Annotated in this window: 21 protein-coding genes; 11 read left to right on the top strand and 10 right to left on the bottom strand. The window is 67.5% G+C overall.

Annotation, left to right across the window (positions count from 1 at the left end):
* The first annotated feature begins 162 nt into the window (after nt 1–162).
* Nucleotides 163–2,388 (top strand): fibronectin type III domain-containing protein, encoded by a 2,226-nt coding sequence (locus tag BLO63_RS04460; RefSeq protein WP_091437034.1) that lies wholly within the window; start codon nt 163–165, stop codon nt 2,386–2,388.
* A 148-nt stretch (nt 2,389–2,536) separates the two neighbouring features.
* Here the strand turns inward: BLO63_RS04460 and BLO63_RS21260 are convergent, their stop codons facing one another.
* On the bottom strand, nt 2,537–3,562 hold the full coding sequence (locus tag BLO63_RS21260; RefSeq protein ID WP_244517604.1) for a helix-turn-helix transcriptional regulator: 1,026 nt from the start codon (nt 3,560–3,562) through the stop codon (nt 2,537–2,539).
* 182 nt (nt 3,563–3,744) lie between these two features.
* Here BLO63_RS21260 and BLO63_RS04450 point away from each other — a divergent pair, with 182 nt between their 5' ends.
* From BLO63_RS04450 to BLO63_RS04415, 8 genes are read left to right on the top strand one after another with little or no spacing between them, the layout of a single operon-like run.
* Entirely contained in the window at nt 3,745–4,872 is a 1,128-nt protein-coding gene (locus tag BLO63_RS04450; RefSeq protein ID WP_091437032.1) for an ABC transporter substrate-binding protein, read from the top strand.
* An 11-nt stretch (nt 4,873–4,883) separates the two neighbouring features.
* Entirely contained in the window at nt 4,884–5,615 is a 732-nt protein-coding gene (locus tag BLO63_RS04445) for an aspartate/glutamate racemase family protein (protein WP_162841759.1), read from the top strand.
* A 5-nt stretch (nt 5,616–5,620) separates the two neighbouring features.
* Nucleotides 5,621–6,499 (top strand): ABC transporter permease, encoded by an 879-nt coding sequence (locus BLO63_RS04440; RefSeq protein ID WP_162841758.1) that lies wholly within the window; start codon nt 5,621–5,623, stop codon nt 6,497–6,499.
* Nucleotides 6,496–7,296 carry an ABC transporter permease gene (locus tag BLO63_RS04435; protein WP_205409248.1) on the top strand — a complete coding sequence of 267 codons (801 nt, stop codon included), beginning with the start codon at nt 6,496–6,498 and terminating at the stop codon, nt 7,294–7,296. The genes BLO63_RS04440 and BLO63_RS04435 overlap by 4 nt, the downstream gene beginning before the upstream one ends.
* Before the next feature lie 3 nt (nt 7,297–7,299).
* Nucleotides 7,300–8,382 carry an ABC transporter ATP-binding protein gene (locus tag BLO63_RS04430; RefSeq protein ID WP_091437025.1) on the top strand — a complete coding sequence of 361 codons (1,083 nt, stop codon included), beginning with the start codon at nt 7,300–7,302 and terminating at the stop codon, nt 8,380–8,382.
* Nucleotides 8,383–8,405: 23 nt separating this feature from the next.
* On the top strand, nt 8,406–9,488 hold the full coding sequence (locus BLO63_RS04425; RefSeq protein ID WP_205409247.1) for an S-methyl thiohydantoin desulfurase family protein: 1,083 nt from the start codon (nt 8,406–8,408) through the stop codon (nt 9,486–9,488).
* Nucleotides 9,485–11,020 (top strand): hydantoinase/oxoprolinase N-terminal domain-containing protein, encoded by a 1,536-nt coding sequence (locus BLO63_RS04420; protein WP_091437022.1) that lies wholly within the window; start codon nt 9,485–9,487, stop codon nt 11,018–11,020. The genes BLO63_RS04425 and BLO63_RS04420 overlap by 4 nt, the downstream gene beginning before the upstream one ends.
* Nucleotides 11,021–11,067: 47 nt before the next feature.
* A complete protein-coding gene (locus BLO63_RS04415; RefSeq protein WP_091437020.1) occupies nt 11,068–12,120 on the top strand; it encodes a threonine aldolase family protein in 1,053 nt (350 codons plus the stop codon).
* A 5-nt stretch (nt 12,121–12,125) separates the two neighbouring features.
* Here BLO63_RS04415 and BLO63_RS04410 read toward each other — a convergent pair whose 3' ends face one another.
* The 6 genes from BLO63_RS04410 to BLO63_RS04385 form a co-directional block, all read right to left on the bottom strand.
* Nucleotides 12,126–13,412, bottom strand: a complete 1,287-nt coding sequence (locus tag BLO63_RS04410) for an amidase (RefSeq protein WP_162841756.1) — start codon at nt 13,410–13,412, stop codon at nt 12,126–12,128.
* Between the two features lie 173 nt (nt 13,413–13,585).
* On the bottom strand, nt 13,586–13,843 hold the full coding sequence (locus tag BLO63_RS04405; protein WP_091437016.1) for a hypothetical protein: 258 nt from the start codon (nt 13,841–13,843) through the stop codon (nt 13,586–13,588).
* 110 nt (nt 13,844–13,953) lie between these two features.
* Nucleotides 13,954–14,496 (bottom strand): GNAT family N-acetyltransferase, encoded by a 543-nt coding sequence (locus BLO63_RS04400; protein ID WP_091437015.1) that lies wholly within the window; start codon nt 14,494–14,496, stop codon nt 13,954–13,956.
* A 20-nt stretch (nt 14,497–14,516) separates the two neighbouring features.
* Nucleotides 14,517–15,077 carry a phage tail protein gene (locus tag BLO63_RS04395; protein ID WP_091437013.1) on the bottom strand — a complete coding sequence of 187 codons (561 nt, stop codon included), beginning with the start codon at nt 15,075–15,077 and terminating at the stop codon, nt 14,517–14,519.
* Between the two features lie 9 nt (nt 15,078–15,086).
* A complete protein-coding gene (locus tag BLO63_RS04390) occupies nt 15,087–15,626 on the bottom strand; it encodes a phage tail protein (RefSeq protein ID WP_091437012.1) in 540 nt (179 codons plus the stop codon).
* 10 nt (nt 15,627–15,636) lie between these two features.
* Nucleotides 15,637–16,188: a phage tail protein gene (locus BLO63_RS04385; RefSeq protein ID WP_091437010.1), complete on the bottom strand. Its 552-nt coding sequence runs from the start codon at nt 16,186–16,188 to the stop codon at nt 15,637–15,639.
* Between the two features lie 223 nt (nt 16,189–16,411).
* Between BLO63_RS04385 and BLO63_RS21055 the strand changes: the two genes are divergently transcribed.
* Together BLO63_RS21055 and BLO63_RS04380 are read left to right on the top strand one after the other, a co-directional pair.
* A complete protein-coding gene (locus tag BLO63_RS21055; protein ID WP_162841755.1) occupies nt 16,412–16,567 on the top strand; it encodes a hypothetical protein in 156 nt (51 codons plus the stop codon).
* Nucleotides 16,568–16,701: 134 nt separating this feature from the next.
* Complete coding sequence (locus BLO63_RS04380) at nt 16,702–18,573, top strand: asparagine synthetase B family protein (RefSeq protein ID WP_091437275.1); 1,872 nt, start codon at nt 16,702–16,704, stop codon at nt 18,571–18,573.
* A gap of 21 nt (nt 18,574–18,594) precedes the next feature.
* Here the strand turns inward: BLO63_RS04380 and BLO63_RS04375 are convergent, their stop codons facing one another.
* From BLO63_RS04375 to BLO63_RS04365, 3 genes are all read right to left on the bottom strand, one after another.
* Nucleotides 18,595–19,431 (bottom strand): sulfotransferase domain-containing protein, encoded by an 837-nt coding sequence (locus BLO63_RS04375; RefSeq protein WP_091437008.1) that lies wholly within the window; start codon nt 19,429–19,431, stop codon nt 18,595–18,597.
* Complete coding sequence (locus BLO63_RS04370; protein WP_244517602.1) at nt 19,428–20,282, bottom strand: hypothetical protein; 855 nt, start codon at nt 20,280–20,282, stop codon at nt 19,428–19,430. The genes BLO63_RS04375 and BLO63_RS04370 overlap by 4 nt, the downstream gene beginning before the upstream one ends.
* A 62-nt stretch (nt 20,283–20,344) precedes the next feature.
* Nucleotides 20,345–20,626 (bottom strand): PqqD family protein, encoded by a 282-nt coding sequence (locus BLO63_RS04365; protein WP_091437004.1) that lies wholly within the window; start codon nt 20,624–20,626, stop codon nt 20,345–20,347.
* Between the last annotated feature and the right edge of the window lie 82 nt (nt 20,627–20,708).

The following is a 20,708-nucleotide window of genomic DNA, read 5'->3' as shown; positions in this document are numbered from 1 at the left end:
TAAAATATAACCTATCGAAAACGGCCGACGAGCCACCTTTTTGACATGATACGTTGATGCGCAAGGTGCATTCATAAGTGGGCTGCGCATCGGGAGGGCTGGAATTGGCAGGCTTTCCGACGGCCCGACCCAGCGGGTGATGTTACTGATCAAGAGGTCTTTATGTCTTCTGTTTCCGGTGCAACGACAACGATTACATGGCAGTGGGGCACGGCGACGGTGCTTGCCTTCGACCCGGCCACCGATGTGCTCGATTTCGGCTGGTTTTCCTCAACCAATTTCACCATCTCGGAAGTCGGCGGCGACGTCGTCATCTCCATTCCTTCCAACAACCAGACCTACCGGCTGGAAGGCGTCAAGCTCGCCGATCTGACGCTGGACAACATCACCGCCCGGGACGCCTCGGCCCTCATGGCCTGGCAGACCGCGCTCGAGGCCGCGGGCAGCGGCGATGGCACCGATGACGGCGGCGACCCCAGCGATGCGGGGGGCGACGGCGATTCCGACGGCGAGGGCGATACCGGCGGGGAACCCGATGCCGGCTATGCAGCTGCCTGGTCGGCCAGCGACATCTACACCGGCGGCGACCGCGTCAGCATCGGCAATCTGGTGTATCAGGCCGGATGGTGGACGCAGGGCGAAGACCCCTCCGCCGGCAGCTCCGTCTGGACCCTGGTCGGCTACATGGACACCACGCCCGTGGTGCCGGATGCACCGGAGGATCTCTACGCCGCCGGCACCTCCGCCACCACCACCGTGCTGGTGTGGGATGCGGCCGAGGTGAACGGGGTCGGCACAGTCAGCGCCTATCAGATCTATCAGGACGGCGTCCTGATCGCGACGACCTCCTCCACCTACTACAAGGTGACGGGGCTGGAGCCCTCCACCGCCTATGCCTTCACCATCGTCGCTGTGGACGAGGCGGGGGCCTCCCAGGCCTCCGACGTGCTCAGCGTCAGCACCGCCGCCGAGGGCACGGGCGGGGGCGACAAGACCTTCTCGCCCTATATCGACATGTCGCTGAGCAGCAGCCAGAACCTTGTCGAGATCGTCGACGCCGCCCGGCTGAGCGCGGTCACACTGGCCTTCGTCCTCTCCTCGGGCACGGACACGCTCGGTTGGGGCGGCACCGGCACCATTGCCGCGGACACGCTGCCCAACGGCACCTCGATCCTGTCGCAGATCGAGACGCTGCAGGCGCGGGGGGTCGAGGTGACGATCTCGCTGGGCGGCGCCAACGGTCGGGAGGGCGCGCTCACCTTCTCCAGCGCCGAGGCTCTCGCCGCCGCCTATCAGGAGATCATCGACCGCTACCACGTCACCCGGCTCGACTTCGACATCGAGGGATCGGCGATTGCCAATGACGCGGCCAACGCGATGCGCAACGAGGCGCTGGCGCTGTTGCAGGCGGCCAATCCCGAGCTGGAAATCTCGTTCACCCTGCCGGTGCTCACGGACGGCCTGACCCAAGACGGCATCGACCTGCTCACCGCCGCCATGGCGGCGGGGGTGGAGATCGCCAATGTCAACATCATGGCGATGGACTATGGCGAGTATTACGACACGGGCGACATGGGCAACGACGCGATTTCCGCCGCGCTCGCGACCCTCGCCCAGATGGAGGCCATCGGCCTCGACAGCCCGATCGTCATCACGGTGATGATCGGCATCAACGATGTCACCTCCGAAGTGTTCACCCTGGAGGATGCCGAGCAGCTCGTCGCCTTTGCCCAGGCCAATGACAAGGTCGCCGGCATCTCCATGTGGTCGCTCAGCCGCGACAATGGCTCGGCCACCGGCTACGTCTCGCCGACGGGCAGCGGCATCGTTCAGGACAGCTATGCCTTCGCCGAGATCCTGAAGACGGTGACCGACAGCGCCGATTCCGGTTCGTCGGACGGTGATGGCGACACGGATGGCGGTGACACCGATACCGGAAACGGCGATGGCGACACCGACACCGATGACGGTGATACGGATGAAGGCGACACCGACACCGGAGACGGCGACGGTGACGGTGACACCGATACTGGAAACGGCGACGACGGCGACGGCGCCAGCACCACCACTGCCATCACCTGGGCCTGGGGCACCGACACCGTCCTGCCTTTCGAGCCGAGCACCGATACGCTCGATTTCGGCTGGATGTCGGCCCAGAGCTTCTCGGTCTCGGAAGTCGACGGCTCGGTCGTCATCGACATCGCCGGCAACAACCAGACCTATACGCTTGACGGCGTGACGCTGGCCGACATGTCGATCGACGACATCGCCGCCAAGGATGCGTCGGCGCTGGCCGAATGGCAGGCCCTTCTCGATGCGGCCGATGACGCCGCAGCGGAGTCGGTCTCCGTCGCCAATGTGCTGCACGCGTCGGACGGCCTCGCCTGAACCGCCGACATCGACACAGCCGCAGGCGGCCGCGCGCCGCCTGCGGACCCTCGATAACGGGCTGCGGTATGAACAAAAGGTCCCGGAACGATCATGCGGCGGCATTGAGCAACGTGGTGCGTCGCAAGCCGCGCAGGGCCGGCCGCCGTCACAGGCCCATCAGGAAGGCCGGCAGCAGTTCGCGCTCGCTGGTGATGTCGAGCTTGTCGTAGATCCGCAGCTTGTGGTTCTTCACCCCGCCGACGGTGATGTTGAGCTGCCGTGCGATCGAGGCATTGTGGTGGCCCTCGAAGGACAGCCGCACGATCTGCTTCTGCCGCTCGGTCAGACCGTAGAGCCGCGCCAGCCGGTCAAGCCGGCTGCCGAAGTCAGGCGCCTCCTTGCGCAGCACGAAGACCTCGACATCATGCAGCAGCGCGTCCGTGCCCTCGCAGGCCGGGCGGAACAGGCACCAGCCGCCATTGGCGGGGATGACGCGGCGCTCGGTCGAGGCGAGATGCGCCGGCAGCTGGTCGCGGTCAAAGGCGTGCCGGGCGGCCTGCGTCCAGCCCTCGGACTGGAAAAGGCAGGCGCCGCTGGCCGTGAGGATCAGTATCTCCGCCGGCGCGCCGCCCGAGAGCCCCGATGTGCGCGCCACCTGCAGTTCCACCGTGCGCGTGACATGCTGACGGTGCATTTCCAGCAGGATGTCGAGCATCTCAGAGGCAAGGCGCAGTTCGCCCTCGTGGAAGTTCTCGCGGTGGCGGTCGAGGCACAGGGCGATGAAGCTGCGCTCGTTCAGCGGCAGCAGCAGCGCCAGTTCGTCGACAATGCCGAGATCCACGTCGAGATAGCGGGCATAGGTCCGATCGAGCGGGCCGTCGGCACATAGCGTTCGCAGGCTGATGGCGCGGTGGGCCTCGCCGGCGAACGGCGCGCGGGCGAGCGGGTCGAGTTCCCAGAGCTTGTCCGTGTAGGCGGACTTGGCACGGGGAGCCATGCCGGATTCCGAGAGGATACGGGGCTTCGCCTCCGTCTCGTACCGCGCCATGATCCAGAAATCGCAGGGGATCAGCGGTGCGACCGCGTCGATCATGCTCTCATAGAAATCGTCGCGGCCGATGCGGGAGAGCACACGCGCCATGTCGCGGCCGAAACCGGCCGGCAGATCGTGCGCGCGTCCTTGGTATCCCATGCGGGCCTGCCCCCTGTTGTTGGCCCTCGGTCGAAGCAGAAACCGTGCCAAGGCCGCACGCCGGGGCAGCGGCGCGGCGGGCGGTGACTGTGGTCACTATGGAAGAACCGATAGCCCCCGCCTTATACATCGCCGATGAGCTGCGATGGTAGTCATCCGCCGCTCCAAGAGGGAATGGTCGCATGTCCGGGTCTCGCCTGCTCACCCACCTTTCGCCCAGCCGCCGCGACGTGCTGCGCCTCGGCGCGCAGGCCGCCATGTTCGCGACCATCGCGGCGCAGGTCGATTTTGCCAGGCCCGCCTATGCCGGCGAGGCCAAGCTCACCGGCCCCCTCAACGTGCTCGCCTGGGCCGGGTATAACGACCCGGATCTGATGCGCGGCTTCACCGAACTCACCGGCGTCGAGCTGAACATCAAGGAAGCCGAGAGCAACGGCGCGCAGCTCAGCCTCGTCCAGGCCGGCACCACCAAATTCGACGTCATCAACCCGGACGCGGTGTGGACCTCAAAATTCGCCGCCGCCGGCCTCACTCTGCCGATCGACACCGCCAAGCTACCCTCGCTCGACGAGACGCTGCCCGCCTTCCGCAACCGTCCCGAGACGATCTATGACGGCAAGGTCTACAGCATCCCGACCCGCTTCGGGGTGAACGGCTTCGTCTACTGGCCGGACAAGATCTCCGCCGCCGCCGCATCCGACGCCGCGCTCGCCTGGGACCCCGCGCTGAAGGGACGGGTCGAGATCATCGACTGGCCGGAGCTCTATCTCTGGATGACCGGCAAGTGGATCGGCCAGGAGAAGCCGGAGGACGCCACCGGCGAGGCGCTGCAGAAGATTCTCGACAAGATGATCGCGTTCCGGCCGAACATGCGCGCGCTGCAGGCCGACATGGGCACGGTGAAATCCGACCTCATCAACCGCGAGGCGTGGATGGTCTGGGGCTCTTCCAGCGACAATGTCCGGACCACGGCCCGCCTTGCCGGTGCCGATGTCGAGCTGTCCATCCCCAAGCAGGGCGGCGCCATGTGGATGGAGACGCTGCAGATCGTGCGCGGCACCGAGCATCTCGCCTCGGCCATGGCCTATCTCGACTACATGACCAGCGCCAAGGCGATGAAGCAGATGGCCTGGGGCGCCGACAAGTTCGCCGTCACCAACGCCAAGGTGAAGGACCTGCTCACGCCTGAGCAGGTCAAGGCGCTCGGCCTCGACAAGATGGAGGAATGGGTCGCCAACTGCCAGATGAGCCTGGCGCCGGTCGACGAAAACGCCTGGGCGGACGCCTGGCAAACCTTCAAGATGGGCTGAGGCGCGGGTCGATGCATATACGTGTGATCGTGCCGGTGCTGGATTCCCAGGAACTGGTGGGCAAGGCCGAGGCCGAGTACCGCTCCTTCGCCGGCGAGGGCGTCGAGATTTCAGCCGTGCCGCTGGGGCGCGGCACCAACTCGATCGAGGCGGAGTTCGATTCGGCGCTCGCCGCGCCTGAAGTGATGCGGCTTGCCCGCGAGGCCGAGGCGGACGGCGTGGACGCCTGCACCATCGCCTGCTTCACCGATCCGGGCCTGTCGGGCGCGCGGGAGCTTGTCTCGATCCCCATCGTCGGCGAAGGGGAGGCCGCGCTGCACATGGCGGCGATGCTCTCCAACCGCTTCACCGTGTTCATCACCGAGAAGCCGCTGTTCCCGCTCATCCGCCGGGTCGTCGCGCGCTACGGGCTGGAGCGCAGCCTCGCCTCGGTGCGGGCGGCCGGCGCCAGCGTCCTGGCGCTGGACGAAAGCTGCCTCGCCCATATCATCGCCGAGAGCATCGACGCGGTGGAGCGCGACGGCGCGGAGGCCTTCGTCATGGGCTGCACCGGCACCGGCTTCGACATGGCGCAGGTGGTGGAAGAGGCGCTGCACCGCCATTTCGGCGTGTCGATTCCGGTGATCGACCCCGGCAAGGTGGCGCTGCATCTCGCCCGCGCGATGGTGGCGACCGGCCTGAAGCCGTCCAAGCTCTCCTATCCCACCCCGGCCTTCGCCCGCCCCGAATACGATTTCGCGTGATGGCCATGCCCGGCTCCCCGCGGCGGCGGACCTCGCTCACGGCGCTGCTGCCGACCGCCGGCCTGCTGCCGCTGGTGCTGTGGCAGATCGTCTTCTTCGTCGTCCCGGTGGCGCTGATCGTCGGACTCAGCGTCTGGCGCCGCGAGAACTACCGGCTGATTCCCGATTTCACCTTCAACAATTACGCCGCGATCCTCGCCCGGCCGGCGATCTGGCGGGCGCTGCTGCTCTCGGCAGAGACGGCGGCCTTTGTCACCGTCGTCTGCGCCGTGCTCGCCTATCCCGTCGCCTATTTCATCGCCAAGAAGGCCGGCCGGTGGCGCGGGCTGCTGCTGGTGGCGGTCATCGCGCCGTTCTGGGTCAGCATCGTCATGCGCGTGGCCGCCTGGCGGTTGCTGCTTGGCGAGCGCGGCGTGATCAACCAGATGATCATGGCGCTCGGGCTCACCGACGAGCCGCTCAGCTTCCTGCTCTATTCCCCGGTCTCGACGGCGATCGGGCTGATCTACGCCTATCTGCCGCTCTATGTGCTGCCGCTCTACGCCGCCATCAGCAACATTCACGACAGCTGGATCGACGCGGCGATGGACCTCAATGCCAGCCCGGCGCGCACCTTCTTCGAGGTGATCCTGCCGCTGTCGGCGCCGGGCCTGGTGGTCGGCGCCGTGTTCTGCTTCGTCTTCGGGCTCGGCGAGTTCGTGACACCGGCCCTGCTCGGCGGCGGCAAGCAGCTGATGTTCTCGCAGGTGATCCAGGACGAGTTCCAGCGCCGGCTGGACTGGCCGAGCGGCGCGGCGATGGCGGTGGTGCTGCTGGTTCTCGTCTTCGCGTCGCTGGCACTGTCGATGAAATGGATCCGGCGCGCCAGCGGGGAGGCGGCATGATGAACCGCCTCTCCTTCGGCTGGGCGCTGCCGACCTATTCGGTGGTGCTGTACGCCTTTCTCTACCTGCCGATCGTGGTGATCGTTCTGTTCGCCTTCGACGCGAAGTCGATCCCCGGCCTGCCGCTCGAAGGCTTCACCACCGATTGGTTCGCCGCCAGCCTCGGGGATGCGCGGCTGGTCGGTTCGCTGCTCACCAGCATCCGGCTTGCGCTGCTGGCGGCGGTGCTCTCCACCGCGCTCGCCATGCCCGCCGCCATGGTTCTGGCCTGGCGGCCGGTGCGGATGAAGTCGCTGGTGCTCTGCCTCGTGCTGGGGCCGGTGGTGCTGCCGCAGCTGGTGCTCGGCCTCGGCCTGGTCGTCCTCTTCCGCGCCGCGCCCGATCTCGTTGGCCAGCCGGCCATCGTGCTCGCGCACACCACGATGACGTCGAGCTATGCGACGCTGATGCTCTATTCGCGTTTCCTCGGCTTCCGGCGCAGCTATATCGAGGCGGCGATGAATCTCGGGGCCAACGAGTTCGTCACCTTCCGCGAGATCATATTGCCGCTGATCGCGCCGGCGCTCATCGCTGTGCTGCTGCTGGCCTTCACCGACGCCTTTGGCGAGTTCGTCGTCGCGTGGTTCCTGGCCGGCTTCACCGAGACCCTGCCCATCGCCATCTGGACCTCGCTGCGGCAGGTCATCTCCCCCAAGATCTACGCGCTCTCCGCCGTGGTGATCCTGGTGACGCTCGCCGTCAGCGTCTCCGCCCAGATATGGATCCTCGGCCAGAGCCGGCGCGAAAGTGAGCCGTGACCGATGACTGAGCTTTCCCCCAACGCCGTGGAACTGCGGGCCGTCAGCAAGGTCTATGGCGCGTCCACCGCCGTGCGCGAGGTCTCAATGGAGATACCGCGTGGTGCCTTCGTCACCATTCTCGGCCCGTCCGGCTGCGGCAAGTCCACCCTGCTGCGCATGATTTCCGGCTTCGTTACGCCGAGTTCCGGCGATGTGCTGATCGACGGCGTGTCCGTGGTGGGCGCCGCGCCCTATGAGCGCGACACGGCGATGGTCTTTCAGGACTACGCTCTGTTCCCGCACCGGACGGTGGCGCAGAATCTCGCCTTCGGGCTGCGCATGCGCAAGGTGGCGAAGGCGGAGATCGAGCGACGGGTCGAGGCCATGCTCGAACTCGTCAACCTCAGCGGCTTCGGCGACCGACGGGTGAGCCAGATGTCCGGCGGGCAGGCGCAGCGCGTGGCGCTCGGGCGGGCGCTGATCGTGCGCCCGGCCGTCCTCCTCCTCGACGAGCCGCTCGGTGCGCTCGACCTCAAGCTGCGCCGGCAGATGCAGGCTGAGCTGAAGACCATTCATCGCGACCTCGGCCTCACCTTCGTCGCTGTCACCCATGACCAGGACGAGGCGCTGACGCTCTCCGACCGCATCGCGGTGATGAATGGCGGCGCGCTGGAGCAGTTCGACACGCCGGAGAACCTGTACCGCCGGCCGGCGACGCGCTTCGTCGCGGATTTTGTCGGCAATGCCAACCTGCTGGAGGCGCGGCTCGGCGCGGATGGCCGGGTCGAGGCGCAGGGGCTGCCGCTCGCTCTCTTCCTCACACCGGCGCAGCGCGGCGGCCGGGCGGCCGGCGCGGCCGTGGCGCTGGTGGTTCGGCCGGAGACCATCGCCGTCGGTGCCGCCGCTCCCGAGAGCCATGATGGGCGCGTCGAGGCGCGGGTCGAGGAGATCATGTTCTCCGGCGCGAACCAGCAGATCGTCGGCCGCCTGCCGGACGGGCGGCGCCTCACCGCGCATCAGAGCGCCGCGCTACCGGCACCCGAACGGGGCGCCAACGCCGTCTTTTCATGGCCGAGCCAGTCCGTCTGGCTGGTCGATGCCTGATCCCCTTCAAGGGCACATCTTCCATGCGTGAACTCGACTATGACGAACTGGAGGCGCTCGCCATCGGCGCGGGCGTGCTCGGGACGGGCGGGGGCAACCATCCCCATCTCGAACTCATGTGCGCCCAGGCCGACTACCGGCGCGGCCGGCGTATCCGCCTCGTCGATCCCGACGAATTGGCCGATGATGGCCGCGTTGCGGTGGTGTGCATCATGGGCGCGCCGCTGGTGACCAAGGAGCGGCTGCCGGAACCGCAGTCGATCTGCCGCGCCGTGCGGCGGATGGAGGCGCATACCGGCGCCCCTTTCGATGCCATCATGTCGATCGAGATCGGCGGCGAGAACGCCTTTTTCGCCATGCTGGTGGGGATGGAACTCGGCCTGCCGGTGGTGGACGCTGACACGATGGGCCGCGCCTTTCCGGAAGCGCAGATGGCGAGCTTCGCCATTCGCGGGCTGGAGGTCGCGCCCTTCGCCATCGCCGACATCCGAGACAATGAGGTGCTGATCGCGCGCGCCGAGAGTGCCACGCGGGTGGAGCGGATCGGCCGGCGCATCGTGGTGGAACTCGGCTCGATCGCCGGCACCTGCACCGCGCCGCGTTCCGGCGCCGAGGTGAAGGCGCACGCCATTCTGCGCTCGGTCTCGCGCGCCATCGCCATTGGACGCGCGATCCAGGCCGCCCGGGCGGCCGGCGGCGATCCGGTGGCCGCGATTGTCGACGGCGCGCATGCCCGGCTCGGCTTCACCGGCAAGGTGGAGGACGTCTCGCGCCGGACCGAAGGCGGCTTCGTGCGCGGCACGGTGCGGCTCGCCGGCGGCGGCTCCCATCACGGAACGGAAATGCTGATCGACTTCCAGAACGAGTTCTCCGTCGCCCGATGCGACGGCGCGCTGGTCGCCAGCGTGCCCGATCTCATTACCGTGCTCGACGAGGAGACGGCCGAGGCCATCGGGGCCGAGGTGATCCGCTATGGCCAGCGCGTCGCGGTGGTCGTCCTCGCCGCCGACCCGATCATGCGCAGCCCGGAGGGGCTGGCGGTCGTGGGCCCGCGCGCCTTCGGCTATGATTTCGACTACCGCCCGTTCGAGGAACTCGCCCGATGAAGCGCATCGGCATTGATGTGGGCGGCACCAATACGGACGCGGTGCTGCTCGACGGCAGCACGATCCTGCGGTCGATCAAGACCCCGACCACGGCGGATGTGACAACGGGGGTGAAGAACGCCCTGGCGCATGTGCTCGGCGGCGCGCAGGGCGCGCTGCCGGATGTGCGGGCCGTGATGGTCGGCACCACACACTTCACCAATGCGGTGATCGAACGGCGCGGCCTGTCGCGCGTCGCCGTCATCCGCATCGGCCTGCCTTCAGCCTCCTCGATCCCGCCGCTGGCCGACTGGCCGGAAGACCTGCACCGCGCCGTGGCCGGGCCGATCTTCCTGCTGGAGGGCGGCCATGAATTCGACGGTCGGCCCATCACCGCCTTCGATCGCGAGGGCATGCGCCGGGCGGCGGAGGCGATCCGCGACAGCGGCGTGACCGCCGCCGCGATCACCGCCGTGTTCTCGCCGCTCATCGCCGATTGCGAGACCGAGGCGGCTGCCATCCTCGCCGAGGTCGCGCCCGATGTGACCGTCACCCTCTCCAGCCATCTCGGCCGCATCGGGCTGATCGAACGCGAGAACGCCACCATCCTCAACAGCGCCCTGCACGGGCTGGCGCGGCAGACGGTGGCGGCGTTCCGGCAGGCCATCGCGGAATCCGGGCTCGAAGGCCCGCTCTATCTCACGCAGAACGATGGCACCGTGATGCGTGCCGAGGAGGCCGAGCGCTTTCCCGTGCTCTGCTTCGCCTCCGGCCCGACCAACAGCATGCGCGGCGCCCATCTTCTCTCCGGGCTCGCCGACGCGATCGTGCTCGATGTCGGCGGCACCACCACCGATGCGGGCATGCTGCGCGCCGGCTTCCCGCGCCAGGCCAATACCCAGGTCGATATTGGCGGCGTGCGCACCTTCTTCCGCATGCCCGACGTGGTAGCGGTCGCGCTCGGCGGCGGCACCATCGTGCGCGACGCGCCCTTCGCCATTGGTCCCGACAGCGTCGGCTTCCGGCTGCTGGAGAAGGCTCGCGTGACCGGCGGCGACACGCTCACCCTGACCGATGTCGGGGTCCGGCTCGGGCTGATCGAGCTCGGCGAGGCCGGCCGGCTGGCGGACGTCCCCGTCGCCCTCACCGATGCGGCGCGCGGCTGGATCGCCCGCCGGCTCGCCGAGCTGGTAGACCGGATGAAGACCAGCGCCGGCGACCTGCCTGTCATCGCGGTGGGCGGCGGTGCCTTTCTGGTGCCGGACCGCCTTCCCGGCGTCTCTACTGTCGTCAAGGTCGAGCATGCCGGCGTCGCCAATGCGGTGGGCGCGGCGATGTCGCAGGTCAGCGGCGAGTGCGAGCGCATCTTCTACGGCGTGGCGCGCGAGCCGGCGATCGCCGAGACGCTGGCGGCCGCCCGCGCGCACGCGATCGCGGCGGGCGCCGAGGCGGACTCGCTCGGCGTGCTCGATATCGAGGACACGCCGATGTCGTACATTCCCGGCGATCCGCTGCGCGTGCGGGTTCGTGTCGTCGGCGATCTGGCGGGATGAGCGCACGCGCCGCGCTTGGCAAAACGAGTGAAGGGGAGGGACAGGACATGGCGCCGTCACCGCAGCAATTCGCCAGCGACAATTATGCCGGCATCTGCCCGGAGGCCTGGTCGGCCATGGCCCGCGCCAATGACGGCTCCTGCGTCGCCTATGGCGAGGACGAATGGACCAGCGAGGCGGCCGATGCCTTCCGCCAGCTCTTCGCGATCGATTGCGACGTGTTCTTCGTCTTCAATGGAACGGCGGCCAACTCGCTGGCACTGGCCTCCCTCTGCCAGTCGTTTCACAGCGTGATCTGCGCCGCCTCGGCTCATGTCGAAACGGATGAATGCGGCGCGCCGGAGTTCTTCTCCAACGGCTCGAAGCTGCTGGTCGCGCCGCCCGGCACCTCCAAGCTGACGCCGGAAATGATCCGCGCGCTTGCCACCAGCCGCTCGGACATCCACTTCCCCAAGGCGCGCGTGGTAACCATTACCCAGCCGACCGAGACCGGGTTGGTCTACAGCCTGGACGAGATCCGGGCGATCGCCGCGCTCTGCCGCGAGCTGGAACTGAAGCTGCACATGGACGGGGCGCGCTTCGCCCACGCCTGCGCCAGCCTCGGCTGCGCGCCGGCCGAGATGACATGGCAGGCCGGAGTAGATGTACTGTGCTTCGGCGGCACCAAAAACGGCATGGCGGTCGGCGAGGCGGTGATCTTCTTCGACCGCACGCTGGCCGCCGATTTCGACTATCGCTGCAAGCAGGCAGGGCAGCTCGCCTCCAAGATGCGCTTCCTCTCCGCGCCCTGGATCGGCCTGCTGCAGACCGGCGCCTGGCTGCGCAACGCCGAACACGGCAATGCCTGCGCGGCGCGCCTTGCCGAGGCGGTCGGCGCGATCGAGGGCGTCGAACTGCTGTTCCCCGTCGAGGCGAACTCGGTGTTCATCCGGGCGCCGGAGCCAGTGCTGGCGGAATTGCGCGCGCGCGGCTGGCGCTTCTACACCTTCATCGGCGGTGGCGCGCGCTTCATGTTCGCCTGGGATGCCGAGCCCCAGCGCGTCGAACAGCTTGTGGCCGATATCCGCGCGGCCGCCCGGCTGCATGTGGCCGTGGCGTAGCCACGTTACAGCAGCGGTGCCAGTTGGCGCACCAAAGCCAGCAGCGAGGAATCGCCCCCGCGCGGCCCGGTGAACTGCAGGCCGACGGGCAGGCGGCCTTCGGTCCGGCAGGGCACCGACACGCTCGGCGCGCCGGTGAGATTGGCGTGGGTGAGGGTGAGGATCTCATCGTCGCCCTCCGCGCTCAGCGCCGGGTCGGTATCCGGGGCGACGAACGGCACGGTCGGGGCGATGAGGGCATCGACCTGCGCGAAGATGCCGTCCAGTTCCGCCGTCCACCGTTGCTGCTGTTCCTTCGCCGCGCGATAGCGCGCGGCCGGCAGGCTTAAGCCGGCGCGGATCTGCGCGGCGGTGCCGGGCGCGTAGCCGGCTTGCGCGCGATCAAACATGTCCGCATGCACCCGCGCCGCCTCCGGCAGCAGGATGTCGAGCAGGGTCGCCGCCATCGCTTCCGGTGCGGCAAGGTCGATCTCGGCGATCTCCACCCCGGCCTCGCGCAGACGGTCCGCCGCCGCCTCGATGGCGGCGTGCACCTCAGGTTGGACCGCCGGGTGCTCCCACTGGTTGCGCACCAAGCCGAGACGCGGGCGCTGCGGCACGGCTCCCCCGGACGGCGATGGGGACAGAGCGGCGAGTGCGAGTGCCACGTCCTCCGCGCTACGGCCCAGTATGCCGAGATGGTCAAGGCTCGGCGACAGGGGGTAAACGCCGTCCAGTGCCAGCAGGCCATAGCTGGGCTTGAGTCCGACGATCCCGCAATAGGCCGCCGGCGCGCGCACCGAGCCGCCCGTATCCGTGCCCAGCGCTAGCGGCACGATGCCCGCCGCGACCGCCGCCGCCGATCCACCGCTCGAACCTCCGGCGGTACGGGAGGGGTCGCACGGGTTGTTGGTTTGGCCGAACGCGGGATGGGCGATGCCGTAGGCGAATTCCAGCAGGTTGGTCTTGCCGAAGAGGATCGCGCCGGCCTGCCGGAGCTGGCGCACGCAGGAGGCATCGCGTGCGGCAGGTACTGGGGCGACGGCTTTCGTGGCATAGGTGGTCGCGATCCCCGCGACGTCGATGATGTCCTTGATGGCGACAGGAATGCCGTGCAGCGGGCCCTTGTCCTCACCCGCGGCGAGTTCGCGTGTTGCCTCCTCCGCCTGGCGCATCACCTCATCCGGCATCGGATCGATGAAGGCGTTGAGCCTCGGTTCCCACGCGCGCAGCCTCTCCAGCGCCTGACGGCAGACATCAAGCGGCGTGAAGGTGCCGGCGCGATAACCCTGCGCCAGCGCGGGGACCGCCATGAGGGATGTAGGGCCGACCATCGCGCGCGCTCCGACTATGGGCCGCGATAATGAGGGCCGGCTCCGAGCGGCAGCAATGAGGACTGCAGTCACCAGGGCGGCGCGGGACCCCAGCCAGGAAAGCGACGGTACAACCGCCGGCGTTGCCGCCACCGAAGGGCGAGGGGCCGAGCCTATCCCTCGCGCGCCTCGGCAAGCTTGCGGGCGTAGAGCGCCCCGCCTATGCCTCCCATCAGCGCGCCATTGCCATAGATGACGAGCAGCGGCGTCAGCTCCGCGAACAGGCCGAAATCGACCGCCGCCATAGCGGCCACCACCGCGAGGGCGGTGATGACAAGCACCGCCGGCACCAGCCGTCGCAACGTGAAGGCGATGAGGGCGGACACGCACAGAATGGCGAAACCGGAGAAAAGGGCGAACAGGTCGATCATCAAAAGGTTCCGCGCGAGATGCCTTTAGGGAAGGGCACAGGCGCCCCCTATAGAGCAGGCGCGGGCATCGTTCCAGAACCTGCCGGGGAAAGGTCGGCTCAGGCGCCGGCCTAGCCTTTGGCTTCGGCCGGCATATCCTGCGCCGGGGCGCGGATCATCAGCCAATAGGGGCCATTCTCGCCGGCCGGCGTGAACCCCTTACGCCGATAGAGCCGCTGGGCGGGATTGTTCTTCTCGACATGGAGCGAGACGACCCGTCCGAGGCGGCTGGCCTCGGCGCAGGCCATGTCGAGCAACGCGCCGCCAATGCCTTGGTTGCGCAGCTCCGGCAGCAGGCTGATGTCGACAATGCGGTGGTCGCCCGGGCCGCGATGGAGATAGAGCCGGCCGATCGGGAAGCCCTGCCGCTGGACGATCAGGAAGTCCGCATCGGCGTAGAAGCGTGCGTAATGGGCGACCTGAAAGCGGAACTGGTCGGCCAGAAAAGCGGACCGGACCGCGTCCGGCCAGCCATTGCCCTCGAATTCAGGCCCACGCACGCTGGCGAACAGCGCGGCGAGGAAGGGCGCGTCCTCGGGGGTCTCAAGGCGGAGGGAGAGGCCGTGGCGCGTGAGCCCCTCCTCACCGGCGATGCGGAACACGTCGTCTGGCATCGGGCGCCGCTCGGCAGGTCTCATGGCTTCGGAGGATAGACCCCTTCCAAGGCGATGCAGTAGCGCATTGTCAGGTAGGGCTGCATGTTTTCATGCGGCTGGCTGCCGCCGGTTTCGCCGATGCTCTGGGCCGCCATGTACACGTTTACGGTATCCCCCCCTATGCTCGGTGACCGGAAGTTCTCCGCGAGATTGGGGAGCCCTTTCACCTTGTAGCGCGACAGAAAGAGCGTGTCGCCGCCGGCCTCGGCAAGATCCGTCTCGGCGTTGCTGGCGTAGGTCGCGACGCTATGGGTGTGTAAGGGTAGGTTCGGCAAGCCGAGTGTCACGTCTTCATCTCCTCCGCGCCACCCAACTGGCCAAGCGGAGAGGCCAGGGCCTTGGCCCGCGCCCACGGCGGCGCAGCCGCGAAGATCCGGCAGAGCGAAGGTCGTCCGCCCGTCACCGCCATATTTTTTGCCAATAATGGAGAAAAGGGTGGGGTGCTCACGCACCGTCAATTCTTGCCCCCCGCATTCTGCCCAGCCCTTGGGGGCATATGTCCCGGCAAAGAGACGGATTTCACCGATAAAGGGTTCCATGAGGCGTCCTCACTCCGAAGGATAGGTGCCACTCGTCGCGATGATGTAATTGAGCGCGAGGCTGGGCATAACGTTGAAATGGGGTTGGTCACCGCCCACTGACGTGATTGTTTCGGCCGCGAGCGTTCGGTCGTCATTAACTTGCTTGCAATAGGCCAAGCCCTCCCTGCCAGTCGGTGCTGTCGGTGAACGGGTGGCCGCAAAGACCGCGTTGGTGGGCACGTTGGTTGTCGCCGGCCCCTGGGACACCTTCAGCGCGTGCGTGTGCCCAGGCATTGCGTGCGCGTACAGCCTGACCGTTTCCTCGCCGCCCGCCTCGCCGATGGAGCGGGGGGCGAGGCCGACACCCGTGCCGCTGCCGATGACCACCCGGCCCCTCAGATCCGGAAGCTTGAAGGTCTGATTACCGTCCCCGCCCCACAGGGTGCCGATCAGGCTGAAGAGTATTTCATATTCCGATATCCTTAAGACGCGACCGTCGCACAGCAGCCATCCGTCCGGAGCGTAATCGCCGGCGAAGAGTCGAATCTCTCCAAAATAATTTTCCATGATTTCTTCCTCACCACCTATCGGGCCAAACGCCGTTGGTACAGATGCAATAGCTGCCGACCGCGAAGGGCTGCATGTTCGGGTGAGACGCGCCGCCGCCGGTAGACGACAACGAGGCTTGGTTCAGGCTCACCAGATCTGCTGTGTTGAAGGACGTGGTATAAAGCAGACGATCGTTCGGCGGCGTCATGCCATCATTATCGACGGCAGCAATGGTGGCACCCGTGGCCTTTGCCGACTTGCCCACGTCGGTGGAAGCGGCGAGGTAATGCTGGTGTGCCGGCATGGTTTGGGCGGTGAGCACAACGGATTCGTCGCCCCCCATTTTGCCCGGCTCGTATTCTTTCCCGGACAGCGCCCTGCCCAATCCGAGGGGAACCCTGCCGCGCAGGTCAGGCAGCTTGAACGTTACCTTGCCATCGCCCCCATAGACGTCTCCGATCAAGGCGAAGAGCGCCTGATTACTATTGATGAGGAGTTCCTGACCTTCCGCCCGCACCCAACCCCGTGGCACCTTCTTGAAAGCAAAAAAACGAACCTCACCCAGATACGCTTCTACCATCCTTCCATGCCCCCACTGAAAAGCGGCGCCCCGCTACAAGGGGTGCTCGCTTAAGTTGTGTCAAACGCTAGCGCTGCTCTCTTTAATTGTAAATAGGTGCTTGGGTGCCAAATTTCGCTCATTTGCTCAACTCTGCGGCGCAAAACCCTTTGACGCGCGCACGGGGGCACGGCACGATCCGCTTCATCCTTGGGTTGAAGCTGAAGCAAGTAGGTAAGCGGCAATGGGAAGCGAAGCGAGCGATGGCATCGATGCCGGTGCCGTTCGGAAAGTGCCGGTCGGGAAGCCCGTCTGGGAGACGCCGGTGATCGAGGTGGCGCCCATGGCCGGCGCGCAGGTGAGTGAAGCCGGCACGGGGGAGGAGACCGTTACCTCCTAGGGGCTCGACCCGGAGGTGATGATGACCGTCGTTCGGCGGGGTTCCCGGCGCATCGACCATTTCGCGCGCGGCGTGAGACAGCGCCGTCGGTTGTGGCCCTGAAGGGCGGCGCCGGCGGCCACAAGGCTCCATTCATGGGATTTTGCGGCGGGCTGAATCTGGCGCCCGGAACGGCCGATCGTAGCCTCGCCGCCCTCAGGCGGTCGGCGCGCGGCCCTTCTGCGACGATCGCAACAGAGTGTGCTCTCGCCGCCTGCGAGGACGCGATTGCCGCGCAAGACAGCCGGGCGATCCTCGGCTTCGACGGCCGCCTGGACAACCGCGACGCCCTCCTGAACCGCCTCGGCCTCGCCGCGGCCACCGATACGGGCGCGCTCCTGCTCGCGGCCTATCATCGATGGGGCAGGGACTGCTTCACCCATCTCATCGGCGACTATGCCTGCGCGATCTGGGACAGGGACGCGCGCACCTTCTACCTCGCCACCGATCCCGGCGCCCTGCGCACGCTGTTCTTCTGGACCGATCGCGGACGCCTGCTGTTCGCCACCGAGCAGCGTGGCCTGTTCGCCTGCCCCGACGTGCCGCGCGAGATCGACCGCGACCAGATGGCGGCCTGGCTCTGCATGCTGCCGCGCGAGCCACTGCGCACCTTCTTTCGCGGGGTCAACCGGGTGCCACCCGGCCATGTCGTGCGCTGGGTGGCGGGCGAGGCCACGCTGGAGCGCTGGTGGCGGCCGGAGGAGCTGCCGGTGATCCACCTGCCCTGCGACGAAGACTATGAAGAGGCGTTGCGCGAGGCGCTTGACGAAGCGGTACGTGCCCGGATTGGCCCGGGCGAGCGTATCGGCAGCAATCTCTCCGGTGGGCTCGACAGTTCGAGCGTCACGGCGCTGGCCGCACGGCAACTGGCGTCGCAGGGACGGGAACTGACCGCCTTCACCGCCGCTCCACGCCATCCGCAACCGGCCATCCGCAACCGCTTTACCGATGAATGGCCCTATGCCGCCGAGGTGGCGACGCTTTATCCAAACATCACGCATGTGCGCATCGACAACGACGCCGAGCCGCTGCTCGACGCGCTGGATCTGCGCGAGGCGGGCAATGACTGGCCGGTGCTGAACGCCTCCAACAACGTCTGGATAAACGGCATCTTCCGCGAGGCGAAGCGCCGGCGGCTCGATGTCGTTCTGCAGGGGGCGATGGGTAATATGACCATCAGCCATAATGGCGGCGAACGACTGGCGGGCCACTTGCGACGTGGCGATCTGCTCGGCGCGTTGCGAACCGTGCGCGACCTCAGGCGCGGTGGTGGCCGCTCCTGGCTCGGCATTGCCGGGCAGGCGGCAGATAGTCTGCTGCCGACGCGTTTCAGCCGCAGCCTGCGGGCCGCGGTCGGGCGCGGGACGCCGGGGCTTTTCGATTATTCCGCCATCCATCCCGCGTTTCTTCACCGCTCCGGCATGGAGGGGCGTGCCATGGACATGGCCTGCAAACTCGGCAACCTCGCACGAGGCGACAGCCGCGCCCTGCGCCTCGCCGTGCTCGACCGCACCGACCATCGCGGCCACACCGTCATGTCGACGCGCCGTCTGTTCGGCATTGATGTGCGCGACCCCACCAGCGACCGGCGGGTGATCGAGCTTTGCCTCTCCATTCCAGACGAGCAGTTTGCGCGCGGCGGCGTGCCGCGCTCGCTCATTCGCCGCACCATGCGCGGCCTGCTGCCGGACATGGTTCTCGACGAACGGCGCAAGGGGCTGCAGGCGGCCGACTGGCGGGTCGGCTTCCAGGCGGCACTCCCAGGCCTGCGGGCGGAAGTGGCGCGGCTGCGCAACAGCCCCTTCGCCAGCGAATGCCTCGATCTCGACCGCATGGACCAACTCCTCGATGCCTGGCCCGGCGCCGAGGACGCTGGAGAGCGGGCAACCTACGATTATCTCTGCACATTCAGCCGCGCCCTCACCGCCGGCCGGTTCATCCGCCGGGTCGAGGGCGGCAACGGGTAGCCTGCGCCGCGTGAGGAAGCGTCAGCGATAGCCGAGGCGCGCCATGACCCGGCCCTGCTCTGCCACCAGACGCTCCGCCAGCTCAGGCGCCAGCGCCGTGCGCCACCCGCCGGCGCCCCCCGCGCGGAAAAACGGCGCGGTGGAGGCATGGTAACGCTCGCGGAATCCGGTGCGGGTCTCCTGGCCGGCGAGCGCGCTGAAGCTGCAGGCCTCCAGGCTGCGGCCGACCGCCGGCCGCGTGTCGTCCAACTCCAGGAACCGGCAGAGCTGGGTGAAACCCTCCAGCGGGTCAGCCAGCAGGTCCTCATAGCGCAGCGGCAGAAGGTGCAGATCGCCCGCGTCGAGCCAGCTCTCCACATGGGCGCTCCAGGACGAGACCCACTGCTCGACATTGACGTTGAGCCGGGTCGATGAGTGACCCAGGCGGAAGGACGCATCGGCCATCCGGTCGACGCTGACCGCCAGCGACCAGCCGAAATGATGCGCCGCCGAGATCGCCACGTCGCGCGGGTCGCGGACGATGTAGACGGCGCGGTCTATGGCATCGGCGGGAATCGCCGGTTCGCCCGCGCCGGGCGGGACGAGATTGGAATCGTGCGTCTTGTAGAGGCCCGGCTGCTCTTGGGCGATGCGGCGACTGGTGAGGGGCCGAAGCAGGGCGACCTCCGGCGGCATCAGGTCCGCATGTTCCAAGCCGGCATGGAGGTCCTGCAGGGACCGCGAGGTGAGGGTCCCGATCCGTGCCAGATCGGCATTGAGATCGATCGGCTGGCCACCACGCAGATGGCTGGCCAGGAAAGCCCGCAACCAGGTGTTGCCGGATTTGGGATAGGAGGCGATGAGGCGGAGGCCACTCATTCCCGCACGGTTGCGACGATGGCGTCGAGCCAGCGTTCGGGCGGCGCATCCGGCTGGCGCCGCAGCTGGTAGACCGGCACCGTACTTGCGAGCAGGGCGCGCGCCTGAAACAGCGACCTCTCGGCCCCCAGCGCCCGCCCGATCTCCGGCCGAAAGGTCTCGGCCTCCAGCGCGGCGACAATGTCGAGCGGCGCCGACAGACGCTCGATCCCTTCCTTCGCGTCCAGACTGGCCCGCCGGAGCAGGAAGATGGCGCGCAGGGGGAGGGGATCGCGCACGCCCGCCTCCGGTTCGAGGAAATGGAATTTCTCCTGGCCGCGCCGGTTGCGCTCCAATCCTTCGGGTGAGAGCGCCGCATCCTCGATCGCATCGCGCCAGAGTTTCAGCCGCGGAAAGGAGGGCCGCACCCTCGCGGGTGCACCATTGTCGAGGACACAGACATCATCAGAGACGACCGCGTGACCGCGCCGCGCAAAGCGCAGAGCCAGGGTGGACTTGCCCATGCCCGAATGGCCGCAGAAGGCGACGGCGCCACCATCGATGACGACGCTGGAGGCATGTAGCGGCAGCAGGCCGCGCTGATGGCAGACCATGCCGAGCACCGAGCCGAGCAGGAACAGCCGGATTTCGGCGTCGCTCGCCCCCGGCTGCGGCGCAACGGTGATGTCGCCCGATTGGCGCACAAGGAACCGCCCGACCATCGGCACCTGCAACAGGCCGGCGCCGGTGCTGTCAATCTGCAGGAAGGGGCTGATCGCCCGCCCTTGGGGCAGGCTCTCATCAACCTCACCGAGGCGGACCGTGAGGTCTGGCGGCCGGTCGTCGCCCTGCCATTCCAGCAGTTCGGGCAAGGCGATGGCGGAACGGACACGCCAGCCGCAGAGGAGGCCGTCGGTCATGTGAGCCGCCGCCGTCACCCGCTGACGTCGATGAGGTTCTGGGCCTCAAGCTGCGCCAGAAAGGCGAACACCTCCGCCTCGATCCGCGCTTCCTCGCCCTCATATTCGGCCTTGAGCGACCCGCAGAGATCGCTGACCCGGATGGGCTGGTCGAGACGTTGCCAAATGCTGATGGCGACCGCGTTCAGCCCGAAGTAAAGACCCTGCTCGACATCCAGCAGCACCTGCGTATCGCCGATGGCTGCCTCGAGCGGATGAGGCCGGCGAACGACCTCCGAGCTGGGCGAAAGGGGCATGGATCGCGCTCAAGTTGCCACCATTGCCTCTACACCTAACGCAACGAAATGCTATCGTCCAGAGCAGGCCAACCTGAAATTG

Source organism: Ancylobacter rudongensis (genome assembly GCF_900100155.1).
In the GTDB taxonomy this organism is placed as follows: domain Bacteria; phylum Pseudomonadota; class Alphaproteobacteria; order Rhizobiales; family Xanthobacteraceae; genus Ancylobacter; species Ancylobacter rudongensis.
Note: the sequence above shows the minus strand (reverse complement) of the source record. Positions and strands in the feature narration are given on the sequence as shown.